General features: G+C 41.2%; 21 protein-coding genes and 1 riboswitch. Of the genes, 11 read left to right on the top strand and 10 right to left on the bottom strand.

Annotated elements, in window-relative coordinates:
• The first annotated feature begins 34 nt into the window (after positions 1-34).
• Positions 35-805 carry a rhomboid family intramembrane serine protease gene (locus tag BLT18_RS10485; protein WP_091273732.1) on the top strand — a complete coding sequence of 257 codons (771 nt, stop codon included), beginning with the start codon at positions 35-37 and terminating at the stop codon, positions 803-805.
• 67 nt (positions 806-872) lie between these two features.
• Here BLT18_RS10485 and BLT18_RS10490 read toward each other — a convergent pair whose 3' ends face one another.
• From BLT18_RS10490 to BLT18_RS10510, 5 genes are all read right to left on the bottom strand, one after another.
• Positions 873-1,172 carry a hypothetical protein gene (locus tag BLT18_RS10490; RefSeq protein WP_091273733.1) on the bottom strand — a complete coding sequence of 100 codons (300 nt, stop codon included), beginning with the start codon at positions 1,170-1,172 and terminating at the stop codon, positions 873-875.
• A gap of 163 nt (positions 1,173-1,335) precedes the next feature.
• Positions 1,336-1,596, bottom strand: a complete 261-nt coding sequence (locus BLT18_RS10495; RefSeq protein ID WP_091273735.1) for a metal-sensitive transcriptional regulator — start codon at positions 1,594-1,596, stop codon at positions 1,336-1,338.
• An 84-nt stretch (positions 1,597-1,680) separates the two neighbouring features.
• Complete coding sequence (locus tag BLT18_RS10500; protein WP_091273736.1) at positions 1,681-2,997, bottom strand: GerMN domain-containing protein; 1,317 nt, start codon at positions 2,995-2,997, stop codon at positions 1,681-1,683.
• Positions 2,994-3,524 carry an RNA polymerase sigma factor SigX gene (locus tag BLT18_RS10505; RefSeq protein ID WP_091273738.1) on the bottom strand — a complete coding sequence of 177 codons (531 nt, stop codon included), beginning with the start codon at positions 3,522-3,524 and terminating at the stop codon, positions 2,994-2,996. The genes BLT18_RS10500 and BLT18_RS10505 overlap by 4 nt, the downstream gene beginning before the upstream one ends.
• A gap of 480 nt (positions 3,525-4,004) precedes the next feature.
• Positions 4,005-4,148, bottom strand: a complete 144-nt coding sequence (locus tag BLT18_RS10510) for a BH0509 family protein (RefSeq protein WP_091273740.1) — start codon at positions 4,146-4,148, stop codon at positions 4,005-4,007.
• A 234-nt stretch (positions 4,149-4,382) separates the two neighbouring features.
• Between BLT18_RS10510 and BLT18_RS10515 the strand changes: the two genes are divergently transcribed.
• The 4 genes from BLT18_RS10515 (at position 4,383) to trhA (ending at position 7,431) form a co-directional block, all read left to right on the top strand.
• On the top strand, positions 4,383-5,102 hold the full coding sequence (locus tag BLT18_RS10515; protein ID WP_175487467.1) for a GerMN domain-containing protein: 720 nt from the start codon (positions 4,383-4,385) through the stop codon (positions 5,100-5,102).
• Between the two features lie 554 nt (positions 5,103-5,656).
• Complete coding sequence (locus tag BLT18_RS10520) at positions 5,657-6,244, top strand: cell wall hydrolase (RefSeq protein ID WP_245705241.1); 588 nt, start codon at positions 5,657-5,659, stop codon at positions 6,242-6,244.
• A gap of 176 nt (positions 6,245-6,420) precedes the next feature.
• On the top strand, positions 6,421-6,729 hold the full coding sequence (locus BLT18_RS10525; protein WP_091273743.1) for a winged helix-turn-helix transcriptional regulator: 309 nt from the start codon (positions 6,421-6,423) through the stop codon (positions 6,727-6,729).
• A gap of 57 nt (positions 6,730-6,786) precedes the next feature.
• Entirely contained in the window at positions 6,787-7,431 is a 645-nt protein-coding gene (gene trhA, locus BLT18_RS10530) for a PAQR family membrane homeostasis protein TrhA (RefSeq protein WP_091273745.1), read from the top strand.
• Positions 7,432-7,536: 105 nt separating this feature from the next.
• Here the strand turns inward: trhA and BLT18_RS10535 are convergent, their stop codons facing one another.
• Positions 7,537-8,232 carry a CAP domain-containing protein gene (locus BLT18_RS10535; protein ID WP_091273747.1) on the bottom strand — a complete coding sequence of 232 codons (696 nt, stop codon included), beginning with the start codon at positions 8,230-8,232 and terminating at the stop codon, positions 7,537-7,539.
• A 408-nt stretch (positions 8,233-8,640) separates the two neighbouring features.
• Entirely contained in the window at positions 8,641-8,772 is a 132-nt protein-coding gene (locus BLT18_RS18675; protein WP_281242353.1) for a hypothetical protein, read from the bottom strand.
• A 265-nt stretch (positions 8,773-9,037) separates the two neighbouring features.
• Here BLT18_RS18675 and BLT18_RS10540 point away from each other — a divergent pair, with 265 nt between their 5' ends.
• Both BLT18_RS10540 and BLT18_RS10545 read left to right on the top strand, forming a co-directional pair.
• Positions 9,038-9,886 (top strand): STAS domain-containing protein, encoded by an 849-nt coding sequence (locus BLT18_RS10540; RefSeq protein WP_091273749.1) that lies wholly within the window; start codon positions 9,038-9,040, stop codon positions 9,884-9,886.
• A gap of 109 nt (positions 9,887-9,995) precedes the next feature.
• Complete coding sequence (locus tag BLT18_RS10545) at positions 9,996-11,579, top strand: peptide chain release factor 3 (protein WP_091273750.1); 1,584 nt, start codon at positions 9,996-9,998, stop codon at positions 11,577-11,579.
• Between the two features lie 160 nt (positions 11,580-11,739).
• On the opposite strand, the gene BLT18_RS10550 is transcribed toward BLT18_RS10545, so the two are convergent.
• On the bottom strand, positions 11,740-12,048 hold the full coding sequence (locus BLT18_RS10550) for a hypothetical protein (RefSeq protein ID WP_091273752.1): 309 nt from the start codon (positions 12,046-12,048) through the stop codon (positions 11,740-11,742).
• A gap of 182 nt (positions 12,049-12,230) precedes the next feature.
• Here BLT18_RS10550 and BLT18_RS10555 point away from each other — a divergent pair, with 182 nt between their 5' ends.
• The 3 genes from BLT18_RS10555 (at position 12,231) to BLT18_RS10565 (ending at position 15,722) form a co-directional block, all read left to right on the top strand.
• Positions 12,231-13,112, top strand: coding sequence for an HAD family hydrolase (locus tag BLT18_RS10555; RefSeq protein WP_175487468.1), 882 nt, complete (start codon positions 12,231-12,233; stop codon positions 13,110-13,112).
• A gap of 98 nt (positions 13,113-13,210) precedes the next feature.
• A riboswitch (Lysine riboswitch) is annotated at positions 13,211-13,384 on the top strand.
• A 375-nt stretch (positions 13,385-13,759) separates the two neighbouring features.
• Positions 13,760-15,307, top strand: coding sequence for a Na+/H+ antiporter NhaC family protein (locus tag BLT18_RS10560; RefSeq protein WP_091273756.1), 1,548 nt, complete (start codon positions 13,760-13,762; stop codon positions 15,305-15,307).
• A 145-nt stretch (positions 15,308-15,452) separates the two neighbouring features.
• Entirely contained in the window at positions 15,453-15,722 is a 270-nt protein-coding gene (locus BLT18_RS10565) for a hypothetical protein (RefSeq protein ID WP_091273758.1), read from the top strand.
• 120 nt (positions 15,723-15,842) lie between these two features.
• On the opposite strand, the gene BLT18_RS10570 is transcribed toward BLT18_RS10565, so the two are convergent.
• Together BLT18_RS10570 and BLT18_RS10575 are read right to left on the bottom strand one after the other, a co-directional pair.
• A complete protein-coding gene (locus tag BLT18_RS10570; RefSeq protein ID WP_091273760.1) occupies positions 15,843-16,262 on the bottom strand; it encodes a universal stress protein in 420 nt (139 codons plus the stop codon).
• Positions 16,263-16,325: 63 nt separating this feature from the next.
• A complete protein-coding gene (locus BLT18_RS10575) occupies positions 16,326-17,783 on the bottom strand; it encodes a SulP family inorganic anion transporter (RefSeq protein ID WP_091273761.1) in 1,458 nt (485 codons plus the stop codon).
• A gap of 347 nt (positions 17,784-18,130) precedes the next feature.
• On the opposite strand from BLT18_RS10575, the gene BLT18_RS10580 reads away from it, so the two are divergent.
• The gene (locus BLT18_RS10580; RefSeq protein ID WP_175487469.1) at positions 18,131-21,379 is read left to right on the top strand and encodes a DEAD/DEAH box helicase; all 3,249 of its coding nucleotides are present in this window, start codon (positions 18,131-18,133) and stop codon (positions 21,377-21,379) included.
• Positions 21,380-21,759: the final 380 nt, after the last annotated feature.

Consider the following 21,759-nt stretch of genomic DNA (forward strand, 5'->3'; position numbering starts at 1 on the left):
CTTGTTGACAATTGGCCAAAAAAGGGGGGAAACCATGTTTATTAGAAACGAAACCTTCTATTCTTTTCGGAAAAATTACCCCATTATTACCGGACTTATCGTTATACATCTTTTGCTTTTCTTATGGATGAACCTGTCCATTTGGACCAATGGATGGATCCCTTTTGGAATCGCGATTTTCCAATTAGGGGTAGGAAACAACGGCGCGATTGCAGCTGGGGAGTGGTGGCGGCTGATTACCCCGATATTCCTCCACCGCGATATGGGGCATGTGCTGTTTAATTCGTTTTCATTGGTTCTCTTCGGACCTGCTCTAGAAAAAATGCTTGGGAAAGTAAAGTTTATTACAGTGTACCTAACCACAGGCATTTTAGCTAACCTGGCCACCTTATTTTTAACCAGCCCCTTCTATTTACACCTCGGCGCCTCGGGTGCAATCTTTGGTTTGTTTGGCGTCTATTTGTACATGGTCATTAACCGCAAAGATTTAATCGATGCAGCCAATGCCCAAATCATTACCGTCATTCTCATCATTGGTGTCGTGATGACATTTATTAATCCAGGTATTAATATTGTGGCTCATTTGTTCGGCTTGATTGCCGGGGCTGCTATCGCCCCTGTCTTTTTGCGGAATGCCCGGCCTTTTTACATGCATACACAGGCACCCGTTCACGACGGCGACATTACGTTTAATCCGCACCGCTGGAATAAACGACGTTTCGTTTCAAAGCAAGTGATCGTACGGGTGTTAGGATGGGGATTTCTTCTCCTTGTTATCGTTGGCATTGTGTCACGCTTATTCTAAGCACCCTGCACACAGCTGACTCGCAATGCTTTGCATTTGCTGTCAGCTGTTTTTATTGTTTGCTTTTTTACCGAACGCCCTCTTTAAACAGCGACTTCCTTTTTTGATTAACCGCTGAGCGGTTTTTCCAAATAAAACGAAGGACTTCTTCTTTATTTAACACTGTTTCTGCTATATCACAATAATTGTCGCCTTTCCCATGAACAGACCAGCGATTATTGGTTTTCATCAATGTCCACCAGCCGCCGCGCTGCCTGTCGCGAAACACAAAGTAATGTTTTTGTCCTTGCTCATCATACTTCGCCATGTTTTCAAAGTCCGCAAGCATCTCTTCAATATCTTTCTTCCTTCTTATCGTAACAGCCATTGCTACCACCTAACTTGTCCATAATAATCACTTATGTGTTAGAAGATAGCAAATACAAGAAGCGAAACTTGTAAAAATACGAAGATAAGACAAAAATATTTTTCGACAAAAAAGCTGCCCTCTGTGATCTGCAGAGGAACAGCTTCTGTTTGTACAAAGGAAATTATCTGCTTTTTACCAATAAGCTTACCGCTTCTTTAATAGTATCTTCTGTATCTTCTCCTCGTTCAATTTGAGCACGCACACATTGCTCTAAATTTTCACTAACAACAACACCGATCGTTCTGTCCAAAGCGCTTCTTACCGCAGACATTTGGCTGACGATATCCTGGCACTCCTTCCCTTCTTCCATCATCTTTAAGACACCGCGCACCTGGCCTTCAATCCGCTTTAATCTATTTTTAACCTGATCATTGTAATCCACGGCAAACCACCCTCCAACATACCTTTTCGTGTATTATAATTATACAATAGTGTGAACCGCAAAAAAAGCGCGCAGCCCTTCCTTTCATCCTTCTATATAGTTTGGTGCAACTGGCACTTCCATTGGCTCTCCTGCAGGATAATCCTGTGCCAGTTCATTCTCCATGTCTGCCCCTAGAAAAGACACATGTTCAAAACCAAAATCCTCGGCAGCAAATAAAATTGCCTCTAGCATTGCTCGCGACCGCGGTGTGTCTGCAAGCGAAGTATCTTCAGAGAATACTACCTGTACGCTGCCACCCTCTTCACTGACATTCTCTATTGTAACACCTTCAGGAATAGCAGGGTCTACAGAACTGCTTTCTTCCGCTGTTTTCATATTCTCTAATACTTCTGCAAATGTAGGCTCTTTTTCATACTCCTCTGAAAGACCACTTGCATTTCCGCTTACAAGAAAGGACTCATTCTCACTAGTTGTATAAACATAATATCCTTGTTGTGTTTTTCTTTGTTCCACATTTTCCATCAAGCCGTATTTACCTAGTTCTACCCCTCTTTTTCCATTCGATTCTAAAACTAACTCATTTTCGTTCATAAAGCGCAGCGACTCCTCTAAACTTTTTACAACGACGTCACTTTCACTGCTGCTCATGGCCGACATGTCCCTTTCAAACATTGCTTCAAGCGGCCCTTCCTCATCTGGATGGTTGAGCCAGTCGACATCCTCCAAGGCAGACCGGTGCAGACCAATATTTGCAGCTGCATAGTCTTCTGATATCTCTTCAAAAGCTTCCATCATGTTCTCCTCTACTTTAATGATAAATGTTAATGGAACAACGACAGCAGTATCAGCATCATAAAACGGAACAGTAACTGTCTGTTCATCCTTTTGAAGATCATCTGTACGCACAGCTTCCGTGTACCGCTCAAACGCCATCGTCGTTTCACCGATTTCAACAGCAGGCTCCTGGCTGATTTCCGCTTGTTTGTTTACACTTTCTTCCTCTTCATCAGAGACAACCGGACCTTCCTCTCTTTCTGCTTGAAACGTTTCTTCTTGATTATTCTCACTTTCTTCTTGGACTGCCTCTTCATCAGCTTTATCACTTTCTTGAGCTTGCTGCTGATTCGCCGATTCTGGCTGTTTTGGCTGATCACTCGCCGTAAATGGCACTCTTTCCATAAACAATGCAGGAACCAGGAGGAAAAGAAGGAGTAGAGCTGCTGCCGATAACGATGGAACGAGCCATACCGGCCTGCGTTTTTTCTGTGGTGCATCGTCCCATTGTTTCCGTACCTTTTGATAGACTTCTGCCTTCGAGCGTGCATCTTGAATACGCGGCAATTGATGAATATAACGCTTTATCTGCTCTTCGCTCTCATCATGGTAGCGCTTTGTCATGATTGTCCCCTCCTTTCCTGCTTTTGTTCCAGCACGCTTTTTATTTTTTTTACCGCCCGGTGCTGTGTTGTTTTCACTTTACTGTCTGACCACCCTAATATATCAGCTGTTTCTTTTATGGAAAGAGATTCTAAATAGCGCAGAACAATCACTTGACGCTGATCTGGCGTGCACTGCTCCATCGCTTCGTAAACATGTTTGACTTCCTCCTTAGTGGATACAATTTCATCTGGCAAAGGGGCAGGATCTTTCACCTCATATTTAGCAAGCGGACCAATAAAACCCAGCCATTTCCGCTTTTTCCGATTTTGTTTCCGTATCCAGTCAATGCCAACATGACGAGCAATGGAATATAGCCACGTCTTTTCACTGCTTTTCCCTTCAAACGTATGAAAAGAATGAAATACTTTAATATATACTTCTTGAACGAGTTCTTCCGCCGCTTCTTTATCTCGGACCATATAAAATAAGTATCGAAACAGAGAGTGGTGATAGTTTTCATACAACCGTTCAAATTCATCTTGCACGATTAACACTCCCAGTAATATAGTCGATTTTTCCTCACGTCTGTTACAAAATAAACATGAATATGTAACAAAAAGAAAAGCCCCGACAAAAACGCCGTTGAGCTTTTCTTCTTTAATTACAAAAACAATGCATAAACCCAGTACAAAACACCGTACAAGACTACAAGTGTCACAATCAACGCAAGTAATCCCTTATTCGATAATTTTTTCACTCTATCACCTGCCGCCAAATCACTACCATCGTATTATACCACGTTTGTATACACCCAGGCACCCAAACACAGTTTACAATAAGAAAACTCAGCTAACAGCATAACTTTAGGCTCAAGTGCTTACATCATTGCAGGCACACCTGTATTCTCAATGTGTTTGTAACACCGATGATTCAGCTGCTCTAGAACGCGGCCTTTTACTGTTGGCATAAAAAAAGAAGCGCTTATGCAGCGCCTCTTTCCAGCTTACCAACCTGTATTATAACAATTACTCTATTGTTTCATGAACGTGATATGTTTTTTCATAAATGTGTTCAATATCTTCATCCGTCATCATAGAAAAGTCAAATTCTTCTGTTCTCCTCACTTTACCGATAAATGCAACCATGTTCTTTCGTTCTTTTCTCCTCATGTATACCTGCCCTCCTGTTTTATTACAGTTTTATTATTTTGTTTTATTATATAACAGAGCAAATTTGCTGTCAACGGAATTTTCAGAAATGTTTACTTTTTTACTATCTCCGCTAAATAAGGAAGAAAGACCTTTGACAACTTTTTCTACTTTTTCTACACTTTGTGTAACTGTTTCTTTCTACATACGACGATGAAAGTAAATGGATTCACAAACAGGGAAAGGAGAAGATCCATGAAACGGCTATTGTTTGTTTTTCTTACGGCCTTTTTAAGCATCGGCATGCTAGCTGCATGCGGACAAGGGGAAGACATGGAAGAAACGGAGGAGACGACAGGAACTGAAGAAACTTCAGAAAACGAGGAAGCAGCAGAAAATGAAGAAACGGTTGAAAATGAAGCTGATTCAGATGAGTCTTCAGATGAGTCCGATACAGAGAATACAGAAACAAATACACAAGAAGACACAGCAGAAAATGAGGAAACAACAGAATCTGAGGGTAGTACAGCGGATGAAACAGTGAATGAGACAGTCACTTTATATTTCTCAGATGATCAACTGTTAGAAACATATAAGGAAGAACAAGAAGTAGAAGCTGCATCCACAGAGGAATTGCCAGAAGCAGCATTGAACGCTTGGTTAGAAGGTTCAAATAGTGAAGAACTAATTAATCCATTAGCTGGGTTAGCCGAACAAGAAGTAGCGATTCAATCCGTAGAAGGAGAAAACGGAACAGCCGAAGTATCCTTCTCAGACGCTATTCTAGATGTCAACGCAGGTTCAAGCGTTGAAATGGCTGTTACAGATCAAATTGCTTTGATAATGGAACAGTTTGGATATAATGAAACGAAAATATTGGTTGAAGGGCAAGAAGAACCAACATTGTTTGGACATATGGACGCAACGGAACCAATTTCCGCTCCAAATCCTGACGATTATGAACCCGTAGAATAATCCCTTCAACAATAACCAGCCTCTTTCATGTTCTAATTTTTAAATATAAGGATATCTTCGGTTTTGTTACGGTTTGGCCGCTTTAACTTAATCGGAAGATATCCTTTTTTTGTGGAAAAACCATGAGACACCTGCGGAAAAAAGCAAGAACTAACGCTTCGGCAGTAAAAAAGCGCAGCTTGACCTGATGTTGTACTTGTACCGGAGTGGTGCCAACGAATATATGTTAATCCATCCTTTGACGCAGAAAACCCTTACAGCAGTGCGGGCCTTCTTCATTTACGGAGCGTTCTTTTTTTATATTCCTTCTCTTATACATGCTTTCCCTTCGAAACGAATAAATACATGATCCATTTCTGCCCTTTACAGTAAATACTTAGTGTATATTACATATTGATAATATTTGTTATCTCTTTTTAATAAACATGAATAACCCCTGTACACCTAAGGATTGCAGCTTCCTTTTTCTTCGTTGGATGCTATTTCCTAAAGAAAATCATTTCCTCCCTTGATATTCTATCGATGTAAAAAACAGAAAAAGGAGGTCACTTACTTTGTTTAAAGTAATAAAAACAGTGGCTGTTGGACTTTTCGCACTGATATCTTTTCAATTTTCCACAGATATTACCAAAGCCTATACTGTCAATAAAGGAGATACATTGTGGTCTATCGGTGTGGAACACGGTGTGTCTGTGTTAGATTTAAAAGAAATCAATAAGAAAAACACAATGCATGTTCGTGAAGGGGAGTACCTTCATATCCCTGAGAGTATTACTTCTTCTGAAAGAGACCTGCTCGAAAGACTGGTTAGCTCAGAAGCAGAAGGTGAGTCATATGCAGGAAAAGTAGCTGTGGCAACCGTTGTCTTAAATCGTGTGAGCAGCAGCGAGTTTCCAAACACAATTAACGAGGTTATTTATGACGTATCAGCGACAGGCAACCCTTCATTCAGTCCAGTTATGGACGGCTCTATCCACGAACCAGCCGATGCACAATCAAAAAAAGCCGTAAAAGAAGCACTAGCTTTTGAAGGAATGGGCAGTGGATCCCTTTTCTTTTATAACCCTGCGATTGCTACAAATCACTGGATTTCCACAAGAGAAACAACATCTGTTATCGGCAACCACGTGTTTGCTAAGTAGCACAACTTCTGCTTACGGTATGATATCACGCCGTAAGCAGTTTTTTTGTTTCATTTGATGCTGTATGAGAAGTTCATACTAGAAAACGAAATCCCCTCTTTTCCCATCAAATTCTCTTTCTGTTCCTCTATGCATAACGATTGTGTTAGAATATAGAAAGTAAAGAGGTGAGGAATATGGATTATTCAAAAATGTGTCCCAAATACGAAGCAGCAATGGAACTGCTTGGTAAAAAATGGACTGGCCTCATCATTCGCGTACTGTTAGATGGTCCTAAACGATTCAAAGATATAAAAGCACAAATCCCAGATATGAGTGATAGAATATTAACAGAACGTATGAAAGAGTTAGAGGAAAGTGACATTGTCGAGCGCACTGTCTACCCTGAAAAACCAGTCCGTATTGAATACAGTTTGACGACAAAAGGAAACGATTTATCCCCCGTGATTGAATCTATTCAAGAATGGGGGGAAAAATGGATGTAGATACATCCTTCATTCAACCTTTATGGGTTGTATGAAAAAGAAAGGAAGTTTTAATAAATGGCTGCAGTGCACACATTTTCACGCCGAGAAGAAATGGCAAATGCTGCGACACACGCTGTTGGTATTCTGTTAAGCGTAACAGCACTTGCTTTACTCATTGTTTTTGCAAGCCTCTACGCCACCCCGCTTCACATTGTCAGTGTTTCCATTTATGGGGCCACGATGGTGTTGTTGTATGTCTCCTCCACTCTGCTGCACGCTTTGAAAGATGGCAGAGCTAAGAACCTTTTTGAAATATTTGACCACGCCTCTATTTATTTGTTTATTGCCGGCACTTACACTCCAATACTGTTTCACGCTCTTGACGGAGCATTAAGCTGGACGTTGTTTGGAATTGTGTGGGGCCTTGCGCTTTTTGGCGTCGGTTTTAAAGCTTTTTTCGTTAAAAAATTTATGTTTCTGTCCACTCTGTTTTATATTTTAATGGGCTGGATTATCGTGATTGCATGGGAGCCTCTCATGAATACTCTCCCAAGTGGTGGTATCACATTTCTTGTCATTGGCGGTCTGTTTTACACAGTAGGTACCATTTTTTATGTATGGAGGCACTTCCCCTATCACCACGCTGTGTGGCATATTTTCGTGCTGGCTGGATCAGTCATGCATTTCTTTGCCATTTTCTTTTATGTGCTGCCGCTGTAGCGTGTAAGAAAAGTTCAAGAGCCTTGAAAAACGCCAATGTTTATCTTTTTCTGTCAGTACAAAAAAGCAGCAACACATATCGTGTTTGCTGCTTTTTTCATGCCTTTATTTTGTAATAAACATTTGTGTCCAATAATGCCCATAGCTTCCGCCTTCAACGTGTCCGACACCAATATGAGTGAAGTCGCCATTAAGAATATTTTCGCGGTGGCCCTGGGAATCCATCCAGCCTTGCACTACTTGTTCTGGCGTTGTTTGACCAGCAGCAATATTCTCTCCTGCACCGCGGTAATCAATGCCATATGCATCCATCATATCAAATGGGCTGCCGTGGTTTGGACTATTGTGAGAGAAATAGCCTGCATCTCTCATATCCTTCGACTTATCTTCTGCTACAACAGAAAGTTCACTGTCTGCTTGCAGAGGTTCGAGCCCATGCTTTTCCCGCTCTTTATTCGTTAGACGAATTACTTCCTGTTCAAATGAACTGTCTGTATCTGCCTCATCTGCTGATGAAGAATCTTGATCAGAAGCTGAGTAATTGTTTGATTCGTCAGCTGGAGTTTCCTGAGCAGTCTCTGGCGTTTCCTGCTCGACATCAGATGAAGGTTGTGGTGTTTGCTGCTCAGGAGCTTGATGCGTTTCAAAGAAAGTTTGAATATCAAACCCATCTAACTCCTGGGCAATTTTATTCCATTCTATGCTTTCCAGTGATTGTGACGGACTTTCCTGTGCTTGACCTGACACCGCTGCCGGAAATGCAATAAGTGCAACGGCAAAGGATATAATAAATTTTTTCATTCCTTAACACCTCCGCCCTTTATTATGGCATATCTCTGAAACTTCGAAAGGGGGAGGGAAAAATATAGTAATAACTGAGAAAGTTTACATTAGTCCATAAGACCTATTTTACCTCCTTCATATTTTTCCTATATCGCTTTTTCTTTTGCATAAAGTAACTTATACACCGGCTAAAGGCTTTCTGCCATTATCCATACAAGGACTTTAAGCCTGCATCATGTAATCATAATGTAAAAAACACGGAAAGCCTTTGAAATCAAATGCATCCACAGAATGATACAACGATGGGACTGTATCAAAAGGTAAAAAAATGACCCTTTGACAGCCCCTCTCGTGAACGATCCGCCATTCTAAAGCGTAAAAAAAGAAAAGCCCTGCCCTTAGCAGTGCTTTTCACGATAAGTACTATTATTCAATCGGCTCTTCTTCGATTCCACCGCCATCATCCATACCCGGTTCTTCCTCTACATCCCCACAAGCAGCCAATACACTTGTTGCTAAAATACCAGTTAAACATGCGTAAAGAAGTTTTTTGCTCATGCCAGCTTCCTCCTTTTCTTACGATAGAAATATTTTGTCTCTTTCTTGCTGTAGTTTTACTGTACCACATACATTTTCCAATAAATATAATTATTGGAAAATTATAGATTTTTCAATAATTGTCTCACATTGTCCTAAATTTTTTTATAAGAAAAGACACATACTATGTTTACACATAAAAGAAATCGGGAAATACATTGATGATTTGTACCTAGAAATATAATTCCATACATACTACGAAAATGAATTGAGGGGTTGAAATAAAATGGACAGCCAAAACCTGCACACCATTCAGAAAATTGGAGAGTATCTTCTTCAACACCCACACACTTTAAGTGAAAAAATGGAGCAGCACAAACCAAGTAAACTGCATGCAGCATTTAACACAAATACTAATGATGTAAAGGACTTGCTGGAAGAACTATTTATAACAATTGGAAAAGGCGCAGTGGAGTCTTTTACCAATACCGATACTCTCCATGCTTCCGTTGAAGAATGGGGAAAGAAAACCGCTGATTATTGCATTAAAAACGATGTCAGCATTTCCAGTGCTTTAACGATTATGCCTCCATATAGAGATATTTTCATGGATATTACCGAAAAACAATGCAATGAAGATCAACGTACTATTCGTGATGCATTTGACATTTACAGCCAGTTTGAAACATTTTTAGATGAAGCAATTTATTCTTTCAGCCATTCATTTTTACATGAACATATTATTGAGTTAAACCACGCCAAAACACAGATGCAAGAAATTTCGGTACCGGTTGTGCCTATCAAACAAGAAACGGCTGTATTACCTTTGATTGGTGATATGGACGATGAACGTTCCGAATTTCTGCAAAGACGAACACTCGAGCGAGCAACAGAATTAGAACTTTCCTATCTCATTATTGATTTATCAGGTATTAATACAATCAACACTTGGTTTGCTCAACATTTAAACCAATTAATTGATGCATTGAAACTTTTAGGCATTGATACAAGTATTTCTGGCATGCGCCCTGAACTATCACAGACAATTGTCCAGCTGGGTATTTCCTTCAAGCACGTTACTAAATACTTGACGCTTGAACAAGCACTGCTACAACACTCTGCATATTCCATCTAATGCAGCCTTCCTGCCAGCTTTATGCTGGCAGGTTTATTTGTGTAAACCTCTTGTTTCGTTTATGATTGAAATGGTTAGAGCAACTTACGCAAAAGAAAGGGTTATATAGATGAGTAAGCTGACTGAAGAAATTCAATCTCGAAAGACCTTCGCTATTATTTCACACCCTGATGCCGGGAAAACGACATTAACAGAGAAGCTGCTGTATTTTGGCGGAGCGATTCATGAAGCCGGCACTGTCAAGGGAAAGAAAAACACGAAACATGCAACGAGTGACTGGATGGAGATCGAAAAGCAGCGCGGTATTTCTGTAACCAGTTCCGTCATGGAGTTTCACTATAAAGACCATCAAATCAATATTTTAGATACTCCTGGACACGAAGATTTTAGTGAGGACACGTATCGGACTTTAACAGCAGCTGATTCTGCTACCATGCTGATTGATGCGGCCAAGGGCGTCGAAGCTCAGACAAAAAAGTTGTTTAAAGTCTGCAGCATGCGAGGCATTCCTATCTTCACATTCATAAATAAACTTGACCGGCAGGGCAGAGACCCATTTGAATTGATGGAAGAAATGGAGAACCTGCTTGGTATCCGCTCCTATCCCATGAACTGGCCAATCGGAATGGGGATGGATTTTTACGGCATATATGACAGACACTCTAAGAAAATTGAACTGTATGATGCTGACAACCCTTCTAATGTTGAAATAAAACAAACAACCGGGCCAGACGATCCTGCCTTAGATGATTGGATTGAACCAACGCTTCTGGCCCAATTCCGTGAAGAAATCGAATTGTTAGATGTCGCAGGCGATGCCTATGACGAAGCAAAAATAAAAAATGGTGAATTAACACCTGTATTTTTCGGAAGCGCCATTTCTAATTTCGGTGTTCAAAATTTTCTAGAACACTTTTTACATCTAGCCCCTGCTCCAGTTGGCCGTAAAAGTGATAAAGGCTTTATTGAACCAGCACAGCCCGGCTTTTCTGGGTTTGTCTTTAAAATTCAAGCGAACATGAACCCAAAACACCGAGATCGCATTGCTTTTTTACGAATTACTTCTGGCAAGTATACACAAGGAATGCACGTCAGCCACGTGAGACAGAATAAAACTATGCGGCTTGCACAACCGACGCAGTTTTTAGCTCAAGACCGTAACATCGTTACAGAAGCGTATGCTGGTGACATTATCGGCCTTTATGACCCGGGCACGTTTCGTATTGGTGACACGCTCGCAGAAGATGACCACTTTCAATTTGATGAAATGCCTCACTTTTCCCCAGAACATTTCGCTGCCATTTCTGTCAAAGATGCCATGAAGCATAAGTCATTTGAAAAAGGGCTGCAGCAATTAACGGAAGAAGGGGCTGTACAATTATTTCACACCTACAATAAGTATCCAGAACAGCAAATTATTGGGGTGGTCGGTGTCTTGCAGTTTGAAGTCATGGAATATCGCTTAAAAAATGAGTACAATGCAGATATTCGCTTAGAAAACCTGCCTTTCTCCATCGCCAGGTGGGTGAATGGCGAGAGTGATGCGATGGAAACGTTCAAAAAACGCCAGCGCAACTTAACATTAGATAGAGATAACCGAATCGTTGCTTTGTTCGAGAATGAATTTCAAATGAACATGACAAAAGACAAATACCCACAGCTTATGTTCTATGAAAACTCTTATATGAAATAAACAAACTGCGGCCTAGATGGCTGCAGTTTGTTCCTATGGTGTATCTGGCAACTCTGTTAGAAAACGGCCAAAAAGCAATAAAACAATAAGAAATCCCCAAATCATGGCATTGTTAAACGTAGTACCATCAAATGCCGACACATCCCGGCTCATTAGCGTATCACCCTTCCTTTCCTAAATGATTCTTTATAGCTTCCATGACATCATCTATCGTTATATCATCATTTTCCTTTAAAAAATCTGCCATTTTATCTGCTTTTTCTTTTGGGGAGACCCTCTTGTATTCCCCAAGAAGTGTCACTTGAATAATAGGATAACCACGATACACTTGTACAGATTCTACTTTTAACCGCCCGGTCAACAGCAAAACTGCGGCAATCACATCCAAGTTGCTTCCATTTAATAAATCATTAACAGTATACGGGGGCAGTGACGATTGACTGTTGCGGTCCTTGTTGTTTTTAAACATTGATATGCACCCCCATTTTCACATTATGTACGTATCACAAAGAAGGTGCAGAGCCTAAGAACATTTCCTTAACTTAAGATAGAACGCTACCTATTGCTGTTTTTTCGTGTTACTCTATTGTAAATGAGTTTAAACACATGCATGCTGCCAAAACTTATATTGCACATACAGAGGTGACAACAATGAATACAGTTGCAATCGATATGGACGGAACTCTTTTACATTCCGAAGGTTTTGTTTCACAAGAAAACGCCCAAGCGCTGAAAACTTTACAAGCACAAGGACATAAAGTCGTTATTGCCACGGGACGCGGCCATAAAGATGTGAATCGTCTTCTTCAAGCAGTCAATATTACTCCCGATGGCATTGTTTCGTTAAACGGAGCCAGGGTGTTCTGGAAAGGCAAACTAATTCACGAGTCTCATATGGATCGCGATGATGCCGTACATCTAGCAGAGTGGTTAACCGACCGTCAATATTACTTTCACGTTTATACGAACCATGGTATGTATTCCCCTTCTCGTTCGTGGGAATTTTTTATGAACGATTTAGATATCTATACACAAGATAAAGAAGGCGGAGAAGAGATAAAAGAAGCTATTCGCCGTAAAGCTGACGGCCACCACCGTCAAGCTCATATGAATGAACTTCATTCTGCCGAAATGATACGTGAGGATGATCTCACTGTTTATAAATTTCTTATCGTTTCCATGCTTGAAGAGAAATTAGCTGTCTGCCGCAAAACATGGGGAGATAAACCAAGTATGTTAATCACTTCTTCGGGAAGAGACAACCTTGAAATAATGCACCCCCATACACAAAAAGGAAAAGGGCTGCTGCATTTGTTAAAACATGCAGATCTTGATCTGTCTACAACATTTGCGATTGGAGATAATTATAATGACTTGCCGCTTTTTAATGCAGCTGCGGTCAGTATTGCAATGGGCAATGCAGAATCAGATGTAAAACATGTAGCCACACATGAAACCACAAACCACGATAATCATGGCGTGGCTGAAGCCATTCATCATATTATTTTACGTTCCACTGCTCATAACACGTAACTTGTTTCCACAAAAATACAGTTGCTTTACGCTTAACCTGCTGCTATAATAGCCGTTGTTCTGTGCAGACACGTCATTACAATATAATAAAAACCTCTAGATGAGGTAGAGGCGCAAATGTCAAGAGTATGTTTTCGGAGTTGACAACGAAGATGAAAACAAAAAGGGGTATTTGCCGAAGCTCGTGGGAATGTCACTTCTCATGAGCTGGGACTGCATTGAATAAATGCAGGACTGTCACGATGGATTCGTCGTGGAGGGCTACTTTGTATTTCGGAATGACCGTTCTCTACCTGCCTGCGATAGAATCAGGCAGGTTTTTTGTATGGGATCGTTCGTTTTTTGAAGGAGTTTCTATCTCTTTTGTTGAGGTTCATTGCCCTTTCCCCTATCTGGCTGAGAGGCTGTTTAGACTCAACTGCTTCTGGCAGCATTTTCACTTCGCCTTGCCAGCTCATCACTGCTGTTGTTTCCCGCAAGCGTCTGCTCTGATGGCTGCCGAAAAACACATCGGGTGCTGACCGCAGCACTTAACGTGGAAACTGAAAGAATGGGAAAAATAAAACTATAGTCATTGGAATATGATAAAAAGCCTGTTTTTTTCATGCGCACGAAAAAAATAAACGAAGAAAGGAGTTTTATGGATAATGAATGAACCATCCGTATGGTCCCTCTTGCCTCCTATTCTCGCGTTGGTTATGATTATCGCAACGAGAAAAGTTCTCCCTTCATTAGGGGCCGGTATCATCATTGGTGCACTCATACTCACAGATTGGTCCTTCAGCGAAAGTGCTGCTCTGATTTGGGAAATATTCGCAGGCATCTTTGTAGTCGAAGGTGCTTTAAATGATTGGGAATTATACATTATTTTCTTTTTACTGATTCTCGGTGTCATGGCCGCACTCATCAGCTTTTCAGGAGGCAGCCGCGCTTTTGGCGAATGGGCTCTTACACGTGTAAAAACAAGAGTTGGCGCACAGCTTGCCACGCTGTTATTTGGTATTCTGGTCTTTATTGATGATTATTTTAACAGCTTAACAGTCGGTCAAGTGAGCCGTCCGGTCACAGACAGACAGCGTATCTCTCGGGCGAAACTGGCCTATATCGTCGATTCTGTTGCTGCACCAATTTGTGTCATCGCACCGCTGTCCAGCTGGGGGGCTTACATCATTACGATTATTGCAGACATCCTAAAAACACATGGTTTGACGCAGCTTGGAGGTCTGCAGGCATTTCTCTACATGGTGCCAATGAATTTTTATGCTGTGACAGCCCTGATGTTTGTATTTCTCGTTATTATTTGGAAGTTAGATTTCGGACCGATGCGTACACATGAACAAAGAGCCGTCACGAAACATCAACTGCTTGATCCAAACCGCAGCGGTGTACCTGGTGAACAATCCAAATCATTGCCAACCCATAACGGCAAGGTACGTGACCTCGTCCTGCCAATTTTAGTCTTAATTGTCAGCACGGTGTTCTTTATGATTATTACTGGTGTTCATGCTGCAGATGAAGTGACTGCGTTATCAGTATTTGCTGAAACTGACGTTGCCAGCTCTCTTGTCTATGGAGGTTTGATTGGTCTTTTGGTCACTATATTATTAACCATAACAAAGCAGCCATCTGCTACAAACTTCACCAAAACAATCGGCGCTGGAATCCAATCCATGCTGCCTGCGATTTATATCTTAATTCTCGCATGGATTATTGTCAGCATCATTGATCAACTGGGAACCGGCACGTATTTAGCAACATTTATCGACGGCACAATTCCTTTGTTTTTACTGCCTGCTTTACTGTTTATCCTTGCAGGTTTTATGGCTTTTTCTACCGGCACATCATGGGGTACTTTTTCCATCCTGCTCCCAATTGCCGGCGAAATTGCTGCTACACTGGATATATCATTAATGCTGCCAATGCTTGCCGCGGTGTTAGCCGGCTCGATTTTGGGTGACCATTGCTCCCCAATTTCTGACACGACGATCTTGTCTTCTACTGGAGCAGGGAGCCATCATATTGACCACGTCATTACACAACTTCCATATGCCCTGCTTTCTGGTATCGGTGCATTGATCGGTTTTTTACTGCTTGGCGCAACAGGAAGCACGCTTTTAGGATTAATGACTGCAGTGATTATTACATTAGTAATTGCACTCATTGTAAAAGCTCGTATTCAACCCATTGGTGAATGAAGAAACGGATAAAACATGCACGTTTGTCATATAATAGCCCAAAGCTTCTCTGCTTTGGGCTATTTCGCGTTTAAAATGTGATCCAAAAAGGAACAAGAATCATACACACATAAGAATCGTCATCATTGCACAGGAGGTGAAATACATGGAAGTACTGTTTATTGTCGTTGTTATTATTATTGTTGCTGTGTATTTTTCTCCCTTCTTTTTAGAAAGTCTGCAAGCATCTTTTCCATACTTTAATACTATTATGAGGGTTCGCTATACTATTATCTTTGGTGGAATTGGGTTATTGTATGGCATTGCAGGGAATGTTCTAGATATTACAGATATCTTTTTTGGCATGATTGCAGGGAGTTTTGTGGACTATCTTTTGATCGGCAGCCAAAAAAATCACACATCGCGGGAAACGTAGCTTGCTGCTGGCTGCGGCCACTGCTTCTGTTTACCTTTTCATTCAGTACTTCTCCCCATAAAAACGCTCTCTTTGTCGTATACGACAAAGAGAGCGTTTTTATTTACTGGCTCGTTTCTTCTACTTAACAATCATCACAGGACATTGCACACGCTTGGCTACCTTGTGGCTGACACTGCCCAACACCATCGTTTGCAATTGATTTAAGCCGCGGCTCCCTACAACGAGGCAGTCATAGTCACCATCATTAGCGAACTTTACAATTGTTGGACCTGGCTCCCCGTGCTTCACATGTACCTTATAGGAAAAGTTATGTTCTTTTAGCTTTTCTTCAACCGGAGCTAGTTTCTCTTTTCTTTTGGAATGAATGAGATTTGTGTTGCCGTAATGCAGCACATCTGTTTTCGATTTATCACCATCAACAACATAAATCACGTCAATATGCGGACGGTCCCCTTTGTTTGCTAATGCAATAGCATGATCTGCAGAACGAAGGGAATGGTCTGACCCGTCAGCTGCCAATAAAACCTTTTGATACATATCTTTACTCCCCCTTTTGATTATGGAAAAAGTGCGCCGTTTTCTGGCGCACTTTCCTTTCTTTTAGTGGCCTGATGACAAGCCCTGTAGTTTATTCATCAGCTGTGTGCTCTCTTTGTTTAGGCCGCTAAGTGACACTTTCACGTCTTTTTGTTCAAATTTCGCCCGGACTTTCTCAACTGCTTCCACAGCAGAATCGTCCCAGATGTGAGCATTAGATAAATCAATATTCACTTCTTGTACTCCATCTGCCTGGTAATCAAAACTCTTCGTAAAATCAGTTACCGACGCAAAGAATAATTGACCGTCCACATAATAAATTTTCTCCGAAGCTGACCGCCCCATCTTTTCCGTTACTTTCACTTTCGAAATTTTGGCGGCAAAGAAAATCGCACTTAAAACAACGCCTGCTAAAACTCCTTTTGACAGATCATGTGTGATGACAACCGTAGCCACTGTAACGACCATAACCGTCGTATCACTTTTCGGCACTTTCGTCATCATTTTTACAGAATTCCAGTCAAATGTGCTAATTGATACCATAATCATTACGCCGGCAAGAGCTGCCATTGGTATCTGCACAACTAAATCACCTAATACAAGAATCAAAAACATTAAAAACACACCAGCAACAAGAGACGATAAACGCCCGCTGCCGCCAGACTTAACGTTAATAACCGACTGTCCAATCATTGCACAGCCTGCCATGCCGCCTAAAAAGCCAGTCGCTACATTCGCATACCCTTGTCCGCGGCATTCTTTATCTTTATTGCTTTCTGTATCCGTCATGTCATCAACAATCGTCGCCGTTAACATCGACTCAAGCAAACCAACGATGGACAAGGCAAGAGCATACGGAAAAATAATCGTTAATGTCTCAAGCGTCAGCGGTATTTCAGGTATGAGAAACACAGGCAGTGTATCAGGTAAAGCGCCCATATCTCCTACCGTACGGACATCTGCACCAATAAAAATAGCTAACGCACTAACGATAATAATAGCAATCAGCGTAGATGGCACAGCTTTCGTCAGCTTAGGCATCATATAAATAATGAACAATGTCAAGCCGACCAGCGCATACATCATCCATCCTTCGCCTTCAAAATGCTCGATTTGCGACATAAAAATCAAAATAGCGAGTGCATTAACAAATCCAACCATTACCGACCTGGGAATAAACTTCATTAATCTGGATAACTTACTAAAACCAAATAAAATTTGAATAATACCGGTTAAAATCGTTGTCGCCAATAAATATTCCAATCCGTGGTTTGCTACAAGCGTTACCATAAGCAGCGCCATCGCTCCTGTGGCAGCTGATATCATACCTGGTCTGCCGCCCATAAAAGCAATGACAACAGCCATACTAAACGAGGCATACAAACCTACCATCGGATCCAGGCCGGCAATAATGGAAAAAGCAATCGCCTCTGGTATTAGTGCCAAGGCAACAACTATACCCGCCAACACGTCTCCGCGGACATTGCCGAACCATTCATTTTTCAATTTTGCAATATTCACTATTTTTTTCCCCTTCTTTCTAGTTTTTAGTTATTGTGCGGGATATCGATCCGTTCTCTCTTTTGTCATGCCCCGCACCTTTTTTGCTGTAAAAGTTGGCTTTTGCTCTATCAAAAGCCGGCGTTATGAACAAAGTGGATTTTATCATACATTTTTCCTATCCACCAAACCGCATGTAAGCGTTAATCATTTATTATTTTCTCTTCTTTTCTATTTTTTTCGCCTCTCTTCTCTATTAACTGTCTTTTTTTAAAAGAATCAAGCTTGTATTATCTTTGTTTATCTATGGTTTTTGTGTATGTATGATAAAATAATGGTTATGCATGAAACGCGAAGGAGGATCCACCTTGCGCTACTTAACAAAAGCAGAAATACAGGATTTAGCCGGAAAAACAATTTTTTTAAGGGGACTGCATTACTATGAAAGCGGCAATGTATCACAGCTTTCGTTCAATACGGCTGGATCTTTCACAAAAATAAAAGCTGTTGTTGCAGGCACTTTGTCTTACCACGTGCAGCTATTGTTTCATGAAGACGGAGAGCTGCAAGAAGGTTCCTGCAGCTGTCCAGCTTATCAAGAAGGCATGGATGTATGTAAACATATGGCTGCTGTTTTGCTTTCTTTAGCTCCAACTGAACAAAAAGCGACCCACAAAAATAGACAACACCGACAAAAAGTGAATAAACCAGCACCGGAAAGTGAAACAGAAAAAACAGCTTCCTTAAGAAAGCTGTTCGTCGATTACTTTGCAGGGCGTATGCAAACCGTAGAATCAGTTGGAGAAGTACTGGAAACGGAGTTCACGCTGGCATTTCATACCGATTATTACCAGCCACAGGAACAGTTTTTCACTATTGAACTGCGGATTGGAACGGACAAATTATATGTCGTAAAAGATATTGAGGCCTTATTAACTGCTATGCGGCAGCGATCTTTGCTTCCTTTCACCAAAAAGTTTACGTTTGATCCAACATACCATTACTTTGAGGAAGCTGATTTGCGCGCGTTAAGGGAAATAGAATCGATCATTCGAAATCAGCGCTGGTCAGGCAGACAGACAAGCTTTTTTTACACAGAGAAACAATCGCCGTCAGAAATTACGGTGCCTCCTGTTGCTGCCGAGAATATGCTGCGTGCATTATCTGATTGCTCCAACGCTTATATTAAACCGGCTGTTGGGAACCGTGTACCGTTTGTGATAAAGAAAGAGTGGCCGGGATCATTTGCATTGCACCAAACGAATCGTTACTACTACTTGTCGTATTCTTCTTTTGAATATCCACCGAAAAAGATTAGTTTAACTCCTTTTTATATTTGGAATGATCGTTTGTATGAAACAAATGAAAACGACCAACAAACCATGTTGTTGTTTCATATGCTGATGGATACACCAAATGGACGTCTTCCTTTAGAAAAAGGGGAGCTCGAGCAAGTGTATGCAAACGTTATCGAGTCGTTAAACACTCAAAACAGACTGATCATAAATAATGAGATTACAGACCAAGTCGAGCAGCATGCCCTGCACCGCAAAGTATACCTTGAAAGAAAAAACGAAGCCCTGTTGGCAGAGCCGCTGTTCACTTATGGACCGCATACATTGCATGCTGTAACAGAAGAAAGAAACACCCCTGAAAAGGAAGCGTTTATTGCACGTGAAACAAAAAAAGAAGAAGAGTTATTACAAGTCATTGAATCCGCTGGTTTCCATTGGAATGGAGAAGCATTGTCGTTAACTGACGAAGAAACCATTTTTACGTTTTTCTCTACTACACTGCCAGAGTTAAAAGACATAGCTGATGTGTTTATGACAAAAGACGTGGAACAGTTGATTGTGCCGGCAGCATCAATTTCTATTGAGTCTTCTCTTGATGAGTCTTTGGGCTGGCTGGACGTTTCATTTCAAACAGATGATTTAAATGAAGACGACTTGTACGATTTAATGATGTCATTAAAGGAAAAAAAACGCTATCACAAAACATCCGACGGACGCTTTATCTCTCTTCATCATGACTTCCTGCAAAACATTCAAGCGATGTTTGATGACACGAACACATCACCAGAAGACTTGGAAAATAACCGGCTTCGCCTGCCTGCATATAAAGCGTTTCAAGTGGATAAGTACGTTAACACAGGCAGACAATGGCACAAAGACGAAAGTGTGGAGCGGTTATTAACGGACATCCGCTCTCCAGAAACGTTTCAAGCACCGCTGCCTGCCTCTTTAACAGGTGTACTGCGTGATTATCAGGAAAAAGGCTTTCATTGGTTTAAAGCTTTAACCACATATGGATTTGGCGGAATATTAGCCGATGATATGGGGCTTGGAAAAACATTGCAAACATTAACATACATTTTATCAGAGAGACAAGAACGTCCTGATGCTCCGCCATTTTTAGTGATTGCTCCCTCTTCTCTTGTATATAATTGGGAAAAAGAGGCACATACGTTCACTCCAGAATTAAATGTACAAATTATTCATGGTTCAAAGGCAGCTCGACAACAACAGATAGAATCTATTGAGCAAAATACAGATATCTGTATCACTTCGTACCCACTCGTACGAAGAGATATTGATTTATATGAAAATGTCACGTTTCATGGACTTATACTCGATGAAGCACAAGCATTAAAAAACTATACTTCCAAAACATTTAGAGCGGTTCGAAACATCCAAACAGAAAAAGCATTTGCGTTAAGCGGCACCCCGATTGAAAACAAAATTGATGAATTATGGTCACTTTTTGCCATCCTAATGCCAGGATTGTTTCCAGATGTCCAGTCGTTCAAAGCACTGTCTCCTGACACCATCAGGCATCGTGTGTCTCCATTCATCCTTCGGCGTACAAAATCAGAAGTATTGACCGAACTTCCTGACAAAATTGAGACAACGATCCACTGTGATTTGACCAAAACACAGCGTGAAACATATGTCGCTTATTTAAACCGCATCAAAGAAGAAACAGCTGCACAGCTTCAAACGGGAACGTTTCAACAAAACCGGATGAACATTCTTTCTAATTTAACAAGACTGCGGCAATTATGCTGCCACCCTGGCATGTTTTTAGAAGAATATAATGGCGGGTCTGGTAAGTTAGAAGAGCTGATGAACTTTATGAAAGACGCTCATGAAAATGAACAACGCGTCCTCATCTTTTCGCAATTCACCAGTATGCTCTCCATCATTCGTGATGCATTCGATAAAAAAGGGATATCTTATTATTATCTCGATGGACAAACACCAAGCCACGAACGCCTTCATATGACTGATCAGTTTAATGAAGGGAAAAAAGAAGCGTTTCTTATTTCCTTGAAGGCCGGTGGAACAGGCTTGAACCTAACTGGAGCCGACACCGTTATTTTATTTGATTTGTGGTGGAATCCAGCTGTTGAAAACCAGGCGGCCGACCGTGCCCATCGTATCGGCCAAACCGATACGGTCCAAGTGATGAAGATGATTGCCCAAGGTACGATTGAAGAAAAAATCCAATCATTACAAGAAAAGAAAAAAGCATTATTTGATCAAGTTATTCAATCTGGTGAAACGAATTTATCTTCCCTTTCTGAAGAAGATATTCGAGAAATACTAGAGTTATAAACGTGAAGGTGTACTAAAAAGAAACTGGGACACAAGTATAGAAACCATATAATAATCCGAACGATTTATGAAAAAGTCAGTTCGGATTATTTGTTTATCACAGGAATGTCTATCGTTGCTCCGGCAACATATGCCGCATTCCGCGGGCACGGCCTAAGCTAGCTTGGTAAAGAACAGGCCTTGACCAAGTCGATCTTCTTGCTTCGACGCACAGGACGTGCTGGTGTCGGCGCTGGCCGCACGATGCGGCTGGTCTTAGCCGGCTTCCTGCAAGAGTCTTCGTATGTTGACGACGCTTGCTTAAAATATGCTTTCCTATCTTATTGTCCGGCTGTTGAGTAACCTGTTTTAGATTTGACCCAGTCTCTGGGTTTATCCAT

The organism is Alteribacillus persepolensis (assembly GCF_900099605.1).
Classification (GTDB): Bacteria; Bacillota; Bacilli; order Bacillales; family Marinococcaceae; genus Alteribacillus; species Alteribacillus persepolensis.